The organism is Bradyrhizobium sp. P5_C11_2 (genome assembly GCF_054049755.1).
Genome location: NZ_JBFULT010000207.1, coordinates 1 through 11,939, shown reverse-complemented (window position 1 = coordinate 11,939; position 11,939 = coordinate 1). Strand labels below are relative to the sequence as shown.

The 11,939-nt window shown below is 65.4% G+C and carries 12 protein-coding genes and 1 pseudogene; 12 read left to right on the top strand and 1 reads right to left on the bottom strand.

The window, feature by feature from the left end:
- The 4 genes from ACXJL8_RS19965 to ACXJL8_RS19950 all read left to right on the top strand — a co-directional run.
- The coding region (locus ACXJL8_RS19965; RefSeq protein ID WP_456685440.1) for a TetR family transcriptional regulator C-terminal domain-containing protein at positions 1-298 on the top strand (298 nt) is incomplete at its 5' end.
- Between the two features lie 49 nt (positions 299-347).
- The gene (locus ACXJL8_RS19960; RefSeq protein ID WP_456619807.1) at positions 348-1,541 is read left to right on the top strand and encodes an MFS transporter; all 1,194 of its coding nucleotides are present in this window, start codon (positions 348-350) and stop codon (positions 1,539-1,541) included.
- 127 nt (positions 1,542-1,668) lie between these two features.
- Positions 1,669-2,088 carry a DUF4118 domain-containing protein gene (locus tag ACXJL8_RS19955; RefSeq protein WP_456619806.1) on the top strand — a complete coding sequence of 140 codons (420 nt, stop codon included), beginning with the start codon at positions 1,669-1,671 and terminating at the stop codon, positions 2,086-2,088.
- A gap of 139 nt (positions 2,089-2,227) precedes the next feature.
- Positions 2,228-2,437: a hypothetical protein gene (locus tag ACXJL8_RS19950; protein WP_456619805.1), complete on the top strand. Its 210-nt coding sequence runs from the start codon at positions 2,228-2,230 to the stop codon at positions 2,435-2,437.
- 247 nt (positions 2,438-2,684) lie between these two features.
- Here the strand turns inward: ACXJL8_RS19950 and ACXJL8_RS19945 are convergent, their stop codons facing one another.
- The gene (locus ACXJL8_RS19945) at positions 2,685-3,662 is read right to left on the bottom strand and encodes a LysR family transcriptional regulator (RefSeq protein ID WP_456619804.1); all 978 of its coding nucleotides are present in this window, start codon (positions 3,660-3,662) and stop codon (positions 2,685-2,687) included.
- 119 nt (positions 3,663-3,781) lie between these two features.
- Here ACXJL8_RS19945 and ACXJL8_RS19940 point away from each other — a divergent pair, with 119 nt between their 5' ends.
- The 8 genes and pseudogenes from ACXJL8_RS19940 to ACXJL8_RS19905 form a co-directional block, all read left to right on the top strand.
- Entirely contained in the window at positions 3,782-4,819 is a 1,038-nt protein-coding gene (locus tag ACXJL8_RS19940; protein WP_456619803.1) for a class 1 fructose-bisphosphatase, read from the top strand.
- Between the two features lie 13 nt (positions 4,820-4,832).
- Positions 4,833-5,708 (top strand): phosphoribulokinase, encoded by an 876-nt coding sequence (locus ACXJL8_RS19935; protein ID WP_456619802.1) that lies wholly within the window; start codon positions 4,833-4,835, stop codon positions 5,706-5,708.
- Between the two features lie 16 nt (positions 5,709-5,724).
- A complete protein-coding gene (gene tkt, locus ACXJL8_RS19930) occupies positions 5,725-7,896 on the top strand; it encodes a transketolase (protein ID WP_456685439.1) in 2,172 nt (723 codons plus the stop codon).
- Positions 7,785-8,846, top strand: coding sequence for a class II fructose-bisphosphate aldolase (gene fba / locus ACXJL8_RS19925; RefSeq protein WP_456685441.1), 1,062 nt, complete (start codon positions 7,785-7,787; stop codon positions 8,844-8,846). The genes tkt and fba overlap by 112 nt, the downstream gene beginning before the upstream one ends.
- Before the next feature lie 39 nt (positions 8,847-8,885).
- Positions 8,886-10,346: a form I ribulose bisphosphate carboxylase large subunit gene (locus ACXJL8_RS19920; RefSeq protein WP_456619799.1), complete on the top strand. Its 1,461-nt coding sequence runs from the start codon at positions 8,886-8,888 to the stop codon at positions 10,344-10,346.
- Between the two features lie 11 nt (positions 10,347-10,357).
- Positions 10,358-10,759, top strand: coding sequence for a ribulose bisphosphate carboxylase small subunit (locus tag ACXJL8_RS19915; protein WP_456619798.1), 402 nt, complete (start codon positions 10,358-10,360; stop codon positions 10,757-10,759).
- Between the two features lie 102 nt (positions 10,760-10,861).
- A complete protein-coding gene (gene cbbX / locus ACXJL8_RS19910) occupies positions 10,862-11,797 on the top strand; it encodes a CbbX protein (protein ID WP_456619797.1) in 936 nt (311 codons plus the stop codon).
- Positions 11,794-11,939 (top strand): annotated as a pseudogene (locus tag ACXJL8_RS19905) (ribulose-phosphate 3-epimerase); the annotation flags it as partial. The gene cbbX and the pseudogene ACXJL8_RS19905, both read left to right, overlap by 4 nt.

The window sequence follows — 11,939 nt, the reverse complement described above, 5'->3', positions numbered from 1 at the left end:
CTCCCAGGGCAGCGAGGGGCGGCGCGGCTGTCTCGTGGTCGGCAGCGCGGTCGAGCTCTCCACGCTCGACCCGGTGGTCGGAGCGCGCGTCAATGCGCAGCTCAAGGCCAACGAGAATTTCATCGCCGGCCTCATTCGCGAAGGGCTGGCCGATGGCTCGATTCCCCACCATGTCGACGCCGACGACACCGCGCGGCTGATGATCTGCATCACGCAGGGCATGCGCGTCGTCGGCAAGGCGCGCCTGTCGCTCGACGGCGAGCGCCTGGTCGGCGTCGCGATGAAGCTGCTCGCCTGAATTTTTTGTCATATAGGGAACGATCGTTCTCTATGTCTGGAGCCTGTAAATGACGATGAATGCCACGATCGAGACCGCGCCCGAGCCGGATGCGGTGTCGCAGCGACTGACCTTCGTGCTTGCCGCGGCCTGTGGCATGGTCGCCGCCAACATCTACTATGCCCAGCCGCTGATCGCCCCGATCAGCGCCGCGCTCGGCCTGTCGCATGCCGCAGCGGGCCTGATCGTCACCATGACGCAGATCGGCTACGGCACCGGGCTGCTCTTCATCGTGCCGCTCGGCGATCTCGTCGAGAACCGGACCCTGATCTGCTCCGTCATCACGCTCGGCGCCGCGGCGTTGCTGGCCGCCGCCTTCGCCACCCATGCGCTGCCGTTCCTGATCGCCGCGCTGTTCATCGGGCTCGGCTCGGTCGCGGTGCAGATCATCATTCCCTATGCGGCGCATCTCGCGCCCGAGGCCATCCGCGGTCGCGTCGTCGGCAACGTCTCGACCGGATTGATGCTCGGCATCATGCTGGCGCGGCCGGTGTCGAGCTTCGTCACGGCTGCGTCGTCGTGGCATGCGGTGTTCTTCGCCTCAGCCGCGCTGATGATCGTGCTCGCAGCCGTGCTCTGGATGGTGCTGCCGAAGCGCAAACCCGTTGCGCGCATGCATTATGGCACGCTGCTGCTGTCGATGCCGCATCTGGTGCGGACCATGCCGCTGCTGCGGCGCCGCGCCCTCTACCAGGCGAGCCTGTTTGGCGCCTTCACCCTGTTCTGGACGGTGGCGCCACTCCAGCTCGCCGGCGCGTTCGGCTTCTCTCAGACCGGCATCGCGCTGTTCGCGCTCGCCGGTGTCGCCGGCGTGTTCGCCGCGCCAATCGCGGGACGGCTCGCCGATCGCGGCCATAGCCGCATTGCGACGCTGGTTGCGATGCTGCTCGCGGCTGCGGGCTTCCTCGTGACCTATATCGGCGCGGCCGGCTCGATGCTGAACCTGGCCTGCCTGGTGGTGGCCGCGATCGCCATCGATATCGGCGTCCAGGGCAACGTGGTGCTCGGCTTCCGCGCCATCTTCGCGCTCGGGCACGAACATCGCAGCCGCCTCAACGGCCTCTACATGGCGACGTTCTTCGCCGCCGGCGCTGCCGGCTCCGCGGTCGGCGCCTGGGCCTTCGCGCAGGGCGGCTGGACGCTGGCGTCGGCGATCGGCCTGGCCTTGCCGGTCGCGGGCCTGCTCTATGCGGCCACCGAGTAGCGGTACGATCGTGCGCCGCAGCCGTTTACCAAGCCCTCGACGGTGCCATTTCCGTCTCGCGGTTTCCGTGCGGCTGTAGTACTTAGGTCGCAAGCGAGCCTGGTTAACGGGCGGCAGGGGGAGGCTTATGGGGCGTGCGGGACTGTTTGGCGTACCGCGGTTACGGCCGTGGTCGTGGCAGGCGTTTCTGTTCGGATTTGCGGTCGTGGCCGTGTCGGCCATGGTTCAGGGCATCTGCGTCGTGCTCGGCGCAAAGCTCTACTTCGCGACATTCCTGCCCTGCATCTTCCTGGTCGGACTTCTGGCCGGTGCGCCGGCTGCGGTGTTCGCGGCTCTGCTTACCGTTCCGGTGGTGTGGTGGGCATTCATGCCGCCCTACTTCCAGTTCAATCCGCTGACCAGCGCGAATACCGATTCCATCAACCTGTTCTTCCTGCTCGCCGTGCTCCTGATCGGCCTTGCCGATCTCTGCCGCGAGACGATGGCGATCATCAGCCGCGGCGGGCTTCGCGCGTCGGGCGAGAGCGCGGCAACGAATTCGCAATGAACGGGCCTTGCGCGCGGGCGACGCGTTGCGCCGGCGCAACAGTCCGGCAACCATTCGCGAGCTTCGCCTGCGCCGCTAACTTTTCGAAAAAGATTTGGCCGCAATTTCTCTCGTGGGAATGACGAGGGAGTTTTCGGACATGAACGGCCAGGTAAACGGGCACGCCATCTTGGAGAACGTGCGCCGCTATCGCGGGATCGCATCGCTCTACCGCCAGACTGCCGTCTTCCGGCCGAGCCAGAGCTGGTCGCTGCTGGAGCAGGCCGGGGAATGGGAAGCCCGGGCGCTGACGGAGCTGGAAGCCTATTTCGCCGCGCGGATGGATTGCGCCGCTCCACGCGCGGCCTGATCGTTAACCATCGCCGCAACGAGATCGGCGATGACCATCGGCGATTGCTGGCTCTGGGCGGGGGCGGAATCCGTGGCGACTACGGAGTTACCCCGGCGCCCGCGCATGATAGCAAGTCGCCCGGATCTCCTTCACGTCGGCCGGGGCGAGCGATGACCATCTTCAACCGCATCTTTACGACTGAGCGCCTGCTCCAGATCATCGTCATTCTGGCGGCGACGGTCGCGATGAAGCTGATGGGCTGAATCTAGCGCTCGCCGAGCTCGGGCATGTCGGGCAGATAGTTCGACCCTTCCGAGCCCAGGAAATCGAACATCGCCTGCGCCGGCGGCAGCAGTACCTTGTCGCTGCGGCGGATCACGTACCATTGCCGGACGATCGGCAGGCCCGCGACATCGAGCACGATGAGCCGGCCTTCGCTCAGCTCATGCGCGACGGTGTGGGCGGAAATGAAGGCGATGCCGAGCCCGGCGATCACCGCCTGCTTGATGGTCTCGTTGCTGCTCATCTCCATGCCGATGATCGGCTCGAGATCCGACTTCTGGAACATGCCCTCCATCAGCGTGCGCGTGCCCGACCCCGGCTCGCGGGTGAGGAAGGTCTCGTGCACGAGATCGGTCAGGCTGAGGCCGGCATCCTTCTCCAGCCAGTGCCCCTTGCGCGCGACGATGATGTGCGGATTGCGCCCGAGTTGGCGCACGTCGACGCTGACGTCGGCCGGTGGCCGACCCATCACGGCGAAATCGAGGTCGTAGCCGTGCATCGCCTCGCGGATCTCCTCGCGATTGCCGATGGTGAGCCTGATCTCGATCTTCGGGTAACGCTTGGTGAACGCCGCGATCGCATGCGGCACGAAGTACTTCGCGGTCGAGACCGCGCCGAGATGCACCGTGCCGCCGGTGCGCCCGGCGAGCAGATCGAGCGCGCCCTGGCAGTCCGCGATCGCGGCTTCGACGCGCTCTGCCAGCGCCAACACCTCCTTGCCGGCCTCCGTCAACAGCATGCCGTCGCCGGTCCGCTGCACCAGCGGCAGGCCTGCGAGATCCTGGAGCTGCCGGAGCTGCTGGGTCACGGCCGGCTGGGTCAGGCCGAGATGGCTCGAGGCCGCCGTGACGCTGCCCTTGGCCGAGAGTGCCGCGAGCGAGCGCAGCTGCCGGATCGTCAGATGCCGGAGCTGGGTCGCCGCATGGCTGGGGCCATTATAAGAAAATTCTTTGGCGCTCATTATGAATAGAAATTTTCCTTATTAAGCCGTCGCTGTCAATCTCCTGATGCTGGGACCGACCGCACCGACCTCCGCCGGGGAGGGAACTGGATGCGGCGCCCGCAAGGGGATGGACGCAGATGACCGGGCAAATCAGGCTGGACGACCACCTTCAACGGTATTCCGAGACCGCACCTCGCGCGCTGGCGGTTGCCGCCGCCATCGACGCCATAGCCGCGGCCGCGATCGAGATTGCCGATCTCATCGGCACCGGAGATCTCGCGGACGCCTCCGGCCTGACCACGGAGCGCAACAGCGACGGCGATCTCCAGCGTGACCTCGACGTCCGGGCGGACGCGATCCTGCGCCGCTGCCTCGGCAAATTGCCGATCGCAGCTCTGGCGTCGGAGGAAATGCGCGAGCCCCAGATCGGCGACCGCGAGGCCAGGATCTGCATCGCGATCGATCCGCTCGACGGCTCCTCGAACATCGACATCAACATGACCGTCGGCACGATCTTCTCGATCCTGCCGGTCCCGGACGACCTCGCGCTCGCGTTCCATCAGCGCGGCTCGGCGCAGCTTGCGGCGGGATTCGTCACCTACGGTCCGCAGACCTCGCTGGTGCTGACGCTCGGCGACGGCGTCGACATCTTCACCTACGACCGCAGGTCCGGCTGCTTCCGTCTCGCGCGCAGCGCCGTGCAGATTTCCGAGGCCTGCGACGAGTTCGCGATCAACGCCTCCAACCGCCGGCACTGGGATCCGCCGGTGCGTGCCTTCGTGGACGAGTGCCTTGCCGGTGTCGATGGGCCGGCAAACCACAACTTCAACATGCGCTGGATCGGCTCGCTGGTCGCGGAGGCCTATCGGATCCTCACCCGCGGCGGCGTCTTCCTCTATCCGTCCGATGCGCGCCCCGGCTATGGCGACGGCCGCCTGCGTCTCACCTACGAGGCCCACCCGATGGCCATGATCATCGAGCAGGCCGGCGGCTCCGCCTCGACCGGGCGCGAGCGCATCCTCGACCTTGCCGCGGACAGCCTGCATCAGCGCGTGCCGCTGATCATGGGATCGAGCAACGAAGTGCGGCGCGTTGCGGAACTGCACTGCGATCCGCTGCTCGTCGCAAGCGTCTCAGCGCCGCTGTTCGCGCGGCGCGGCTTCTTCCGGCTGTGATGGGAGGCGACTAATGTCCAGGAAGCATCCGATCATCTCCATCACCGGCTCCTCCGGCGCCGGTACGACCTCGGTCAAGAAGACCTTCGAGCAGATATTCTTCCGCGAGAAGGTCAATGCCGTCTACATCGAGGGCGACGCCTTTCATCGCTACGACCGCGCCGAGATGCGCACGCAGATGGCGAAGGAGGCTGATCGCGGCAACAGGCATTTCAGCCATTTCAGCCCCGAGACCAACCTGTTCGAGGAATTGGAGCGGGCGTTCCGCGACTATGGCGAGACCGGTACGGCAACGACGCGGCATTACATTCACGACGCCGAAGAATCCGCGCTGCACGGCGCGCCGCCCGGCACCTTCACCGAATGGGAACGGCTGCCCGAAAACTCGGACCTGCTGTTCTATGAGGGCCTGCACGGCGCCGTCGTCACCGACAAGGTCAACGTCGCGCGTTATGCCGACCTCAAGATCGGCGTTGTGCCCGTCATCAATCTCGAATGGATTCAGAAACTGCACCGCGACCGCAGCGCGCGGGGCTATTCGACCGAGGCCGTCACCGACACGATTCTGCGGCGGATGCCGGACTACATCCACTACATCTGCCCGCAATTCTCCGAGACCGACATCAACTTCCAGCGCGTGCCGACGGTCGATACCTCCAATCCGTTCATCGCGCGCTGGATCCCGACGCCGGACGAATCGATGGTGGTGATCCGCTTCAAGAACCCGCGCGGCATCGACTTTCCCTATCTGCTCTCGATGCTGCCGCACAGCTGGATGTCGCGCGCCAATTCGATCGTGTGTCCCGGCGCCAAGCTGGACCTCGCGATGCAGCTGATCCTGACGCCGCTGATCATGCAGCTCATCGAGCGCAAGCGAAACCTGAAGTGAACAAGGGGAGAATTCGATGAACATCTCCGTCCATGCCGAAGCCGACCTCAGCACGGTCAGCCACAACGATCTCGCCAACGCGGTCCGCTTCCTCGCGGTCGACGCCATCGAGACCTCGCAGTCCGGCCATCCCGGCCTGCCGATGGGTATGGCCGATGTCGCGACCGTGCTGTTCTCGCGCTTCCTCAAATTCGACTCGGCCCATCCCAATTGGCCGGACCGCGACCGCTTCGTGCTGTCGGCCGGCCACGGCTCGATGCTGCTCTATGCGCTGCTGCATCTCACCGGCGGCGCCGTCAGCCTCGACGATATCAAGGCGTTCCGGCAATGGGGCTCGAAGACGCCGGGCCATCCCGAATATGGCCACACACCTGGAGTCGAGACCACGACGGGGCCGCTGGGGCAGGGGATTGCCACTGCCGTTGGTATGGCGCTCGCCGAGCGCATGGCCAATGCGCGGCATGGCGATGGTCTGGTCGATCACTTCACCTATGTGATCGCCGGCGACGGCTGCCTCATGGAGGGCATCAGCCAGGAGGCGATCTCGCTCGCCGGCCATCTGCAACTCGGCCGCCTGATCGTGCTGTTCGACGACAACGGAATCTCCATCGACGGGCCGACGTCGCTTGCGACATCGGACGATCAGCTTGCGCGGTTTGCGGCGTCGGGCTGGTCGGTGCGCCGCGTCGACGGGCATGATCCCGAAGCTGTTGCGCAGGCGATTGCGGAAGAGCGCGAGACGACAAGCCCTTCGCTGATCGCCTGCCGCACCATCATCGGCTATGGCGCGCCGGACCGGCAGGGCACCGAGAAGGCGCATGGCGCTCCGCTTGGTGTCGAGCAGACGGCGGCGGCACGCAGGACGCTCGGCTGGGACTACCAGCCCTTCGTCGTGCCGATCCCGATCCTGAAAGCGTGGCGGATGATCGGCCAGCGCGGACAGGTGGAGCGTCTGGCCTGGCTCGATCGCTACGAATGCGCGACGTCCGAGCAGCGCGACCTGTTCATCGAAGGCAAGGCCGTTGCCCTGCCAGGTGCCTATGCGCTGGCCGCGGCCAAATTGCGCGAGCGCTTCGCCACCGAGCGTCCGAAGCTCGCGACGCGGCAGGCTTCGCAGCAGGTGCTCGACGGTATCGCCGGGACGATCCCGGGGCTTGTCGGCGGTTCCGCGGACCTGACGCATTCGAATCTGACGCACGCCAAGGCGCAGATTCCCGTCACGCGCGACGCGTTTGCGGGCAACTACATCCACTACGGCATCCGCGAGCACGGCATGGCCGCCGCGATGAACGGCCTCGCCTTGCACGGCGGCTTCATTCCCTATGGCGGCACGTTTCTCGCCTTCTCCGACTACAGCCGGCCGGCGATCAGACTTGCGGCGTTGATGCGGCTGCGCGTCATCCATGTCATGACCCACGATTCCATCGGTCTCGGCGAGGACGGCCCGACGCATCAGCCGGTCGAGCATCTCGCCGCGCTGCGGGTCATTCCGAACCTTCTCGTGTTCCGCCCGGCTGATGCTGTCGAGGCGCTGGAGGCGTGGGACTGCGCACTTGAGGCCGAGGATCGTCCCTCGGTGCTGTGCCTGTCGCGTCAGGCGCTGCCGACCTTCCGCAGTGATGCCCGTGGCAGGAACCGCGTCGCACATGGCGCCTATCTCGTCGTCACGCCGGACGGCGGTCGCGATGTCACGTTGATCGCGACCGGCTCGGAGGTCTCAATCGCGCTGGACGCCGCCCGTCTGCTCGCGACCGAGCACATCCGCGCGGCCGTCGTCTCCGCGCCCTGTTTCGCCCTGTTCGAGGAACAGCCGGAGGACTATCGCGCCACCGTCCTGGGCTCGGCGCCACGCGTCGGCATCGAGGCCGCCGTGCTCGGCGATTGGCCGCGCTGGATCGGCGCCGAAGGCGAGTTCGTCGGCATGCGCGGCTTCGGCGCCTCGGCGCCGGCATCGGTGCTCTACCGCGAATTCGGTATTACGGCGCAAAGCATCGCAGAGGCAGCCCGGCGCGCGGTCGCCCGCGCAGGCAAAGCACAAWAGGAGGATCTCCCGTGGCACGTATCACCCTTCGGCAATTGCTCGATCACGCAGCTCATCACGGCTACGCGGTGCCGGCGTTCAACATCAACAACATGGAGCAGGGCATCGCGATCATGCAGGCGGCCGCCGAGGTCGATGCGCCCGTGATCATCCAGGCCTCGCGCGGCGCGCGCAGCTATGCGGGCGACCTCATGCTCTCGCACATGATCGACGCGCTGGAGCGGACCTATCCGGACATTCCACTCTGCATGCATCAGGACCACGGCAATGACGAGGCGACCTGCGCCAGCGCCATCGCCCACGGCTTCACCTCGGTGATGATGGACGGTTCGCTCAAGGCCGACGCCAAGACGGCGGCCGACTACGACTACAACGTCGCGATCACCCGCCGCGTCGTCGATCTTGCCCATTGGGTCGGCGCATCCGTGGAAGGCGAGCTCGGCGTGCTTGGCTCGCTCGAGCATGGCGGTGGCGAGCAGGAAGACGGGCATGGCGTCGAGGGCAAGGTCAGCCACGACCAGTTGCTCACCGATCCCGACCAGGCGGTCGATTTCGTTCGCGCCACCAAGGTCGACGCGCTCGCGATCGCGATGGGCACCTCGCACGGTGCCTACAAGTTCAGCCGCAAGCCGGACGGCGACATTCTGGCGATGCGCGTGGTCGAGGAGATCCATCGCCGGCTGCCCAACACGCATCTGGTCATGCATGGCTCTTCGTCGGTGCCGCAGCCGCTCCAGGACATGTTCAACCAGTTCGGCGGCGAGATGCCGCAGACCTGGGGCGTGCCGGTGGAGGAAATCGTCCGCGGCATCAAGAGCGGCGTGCGCAAGGTCAATATCGACACCGATTGCCGCCTGGCAATGACCGCGGTGTTCCGAAAGGTCGCCGCGCAAGCGAGATCCGAATTCGATCCGCGCAAATTCCTGAAGCCCGCGATGGACGCGATGCGCGAGCTCTGCCGCGAGCGGTTCGAGCAGTTCGGCACCGCCGGCCATGCAAGCAAGATCAAGGTGATCCCGATGAGCGAGATGGCGCGACGTTACCGCGCCGGCGAACTCGACCCGCGCATCGACGCCCGCGAGCCCGTCGCGGCCTGAACCATTCAGAGAGCAGAAGAGAGAAACGAGGAGAGAATCATGAACGCACATACCGGCACGGTCCGCGGCAAGGAGCGCTATCGCTCGGGCGTCATGGAATACAAGCGCATGGGCTATTGGGAGCCCGACTACATGCCGAAGGACACCGACGTGATCGCCTTGTTCCGCGTGACGCCGCAGGAGGGAGTCGACCCGATCGAAGCGTCCGCAGCGGTCGCCGGTGAATCCTCGACGGCAACCTGGACGGTGGTGTGGACCGACCGTCTGACGGCGGCGGAGAAATATCGCGCAAAGTGCTATCGAGTCGATCCCGTGCCGGGCTCGCCGGATTCGTACTTTGCCTACATCGCCTATGACCTCGACCTGTTCGAGCCCGGCTCGATCGCCAACCTCTCGGCCTCGATCATCGGTAACGTCTTCGGCTTCAAGCCGCTGAAGGCGCTACGTCTGGAGGACATGCGCTTCCCCGTCGCCTATGTGAAGACGTTCCAGGGCCCGGCGACCGGCATCGTGGTCGAGCGCGAACGCCTCGACAAGTTCGGCCGGCCGCTGCTCGGAGCAACGGTGAAGCCGAAGCTCGGGCTTTCGGGCCGCAATTACGGCCGCGTGGTCTACGAAGCGCTGAAGGGCGGGCTCGATTTCACCAAGGACGACGAGAACATCAACTCACAGCCCTTCATGCACTGGCGCGACCGCTTCCTCTATTGCATGGAGGCCGTGAACCGTGCGCAGGCCGCTTCCGGCGAGGTGAAGGGAACCTATCTCAACATCACCGCCGGGACGATGGAAGACATGTACGAGCGCGCGGAGTTCGCCAAGGAGCTCGGATCGTGCATCGTCATGATCGACCTCGTGATCGGCTACACCGCGATCCAGTCCATGGCGAAATGGGCGCGCCGCAACGACATGATCCTGCATCTCCATCGCGCCGGCCACTCGACCTATACGCGGCAGAAGAGCCACGGCGTGTCGTTCCGCGTCATCGCCAAATGGATGCGGCTTGCCGGCGTCGATCACATCCATGCCGGCACGGTGGTCGGCAAGCTCGAAGGCGATCCCAACACCACGCGCGGCTATTACGATGTCTGCCGCGAGGATTTCAATCCGATGAAGCTCGAGCACGGCCTGTTCTTCGACCAGTCCTGGGCGAGCCTCAACAAGATGATGCCGGTGGCCTCCGGCGGCATCCATGCCGGCCAGATGCATCAGTTGCTCGACCTGTTGGGGGAAGACGTCGTGCTGCAATTCGGCGGCGGCACCATCGGCCATCCCATGGGGATTGCGGCCGGTGCGATCGCCAACCGCGTCGCGCTGGAAGCGATGATCCTCGCCCGCAACGAGGGTCGCGACTACGTCCATGAGGGTCCGGAGATCCTGGCCAGGGCGGCGGAGACCTGCACGCCACTGAAGGCCGCGCTCGAAGTCTGGAAGGACGTGACCTTCAACTATCAGTCCACCGACACGCCGGACTTCGTTCCGACCGCGCTGGAAACCGTTTGAGGAGACGCGACATGAAATTGACCCAGGGCTGCTTCTCGTTCCTGCCCGATCTGACCGACGACCAGATCACCAGGCAGGTGCAGTATTGCCTCGCCAACGGCTGGGCGGTGAACATCGAGTTCACCGACGATCCGCATCCGCGCAACACCTATTGGGAGATGTGGGGCCTGCCGATGTTCGACCTTCAGGACGCCGCCGGCGTGATGATGGAACTTGCCGAATGCCGCCGGGTGTACGGCGACCGTTACATCCGCATCAGCGGATTCGACTCCAGCCATGGCTGGGAGTCGGTGCGGATCTCCTTCCTCGTCAACCGGCCGCCGCAGGAGGCCGAGTTCGAGCTGGTGCGGCAGGAGGTCGGCGGGCGCGCGATCCGCTACACCACCGTGCGCCGAACGACCGCGCACGCTTAAGCATAATCAGCCGTTCCGCGCGGAGCACTCCCTGCTCCGCATCCTTGGCGGACCACTGCTTCGCCGCTCCCTCGCGGCGAAGCCCTTTTCTTCGAGGTGCCGATGCTCGACGTTCCCCACGCAACGATCACCGAAGGCGGCGAGACCACGTTCGATATCCGAAAGGAATCCGAGGCCGCCGGGATCACCGCGACGCTGCAACAGCTCGAGCAGGAACTGATCGGCTTGAGGCCGGTCAAGAACCGTGTGCGCCAGATTGCTTCGCTCCTGCTGATCGAGCGTATTCGGCAGCGCGCAGGACTGGCCTCGGCGCCGCCGACGCTGCACATGTCGTTCACCGGTAATCCCGGCACCGGCAAGACCACCGTGGCGCTGCGCATGGCAAAGATCCTGCACGGGCTTGGGTTCGTGCGGCGTGGGCAGGTGATCTCGGTCACGCGCGACGATCTTGTCGGCCAGTACATCGGCCACACCGCGCCGAAGACCAAGGAGATCTTGAAGAAGGCGATGGGCGGCGTGCTCTTCATCGACGAGGCCTATTACCTGCACCGGCCCGACAATGAGCGCGACTACGGCCAGGAGGCGATCGAGATCTTGCTCCAGGTGATGGAGAACCAGCGCGAGGACCTGGTCGTGATCCTGGCCGGCTATGGCGAACGGATGACGAGCTTCTTTGCCTCCAACCCCGGCTTCCGCTCGCGCATCGCGCACCATATCGACTTCCCGGACTATGCGGAGGCCGAGCTTCTCGTCATCGCCGAGCTGATGCTCAGGGAGCGCGGCTATCGTTTCTCGGCGGCGGCGCGCGAGGCCTTCGAAAAATACATCGCGCTGCGCCGGACCCAGCCGTTCTTCTCCAATGCGCGCTCGATCCGCAACGCTGTCGACCGCATCCGCTTGCGGCAGGCCGACCGGCTGGTTTCCGATCTCGATCGCATGCTCGACATTACCGACCTCGAAACGATCGATCCAGCCGACGTGCTGGCGAGCCGGGTGTTCAGCGATGGTCCGGTTGTGGAGAGGAGTGCGAAGTCATGACGAGAGAGATCATCATTGCGCCGTCGATCCTGGCCGCGGATTTCGCGCGGCTCGGCGAGGAGATCGCAGCGATCGATGCGGCCGGCGCCGACTGGATCCATTGCGACGTGATGGACGGGCATTTCGTGCCGAACATCAGTTA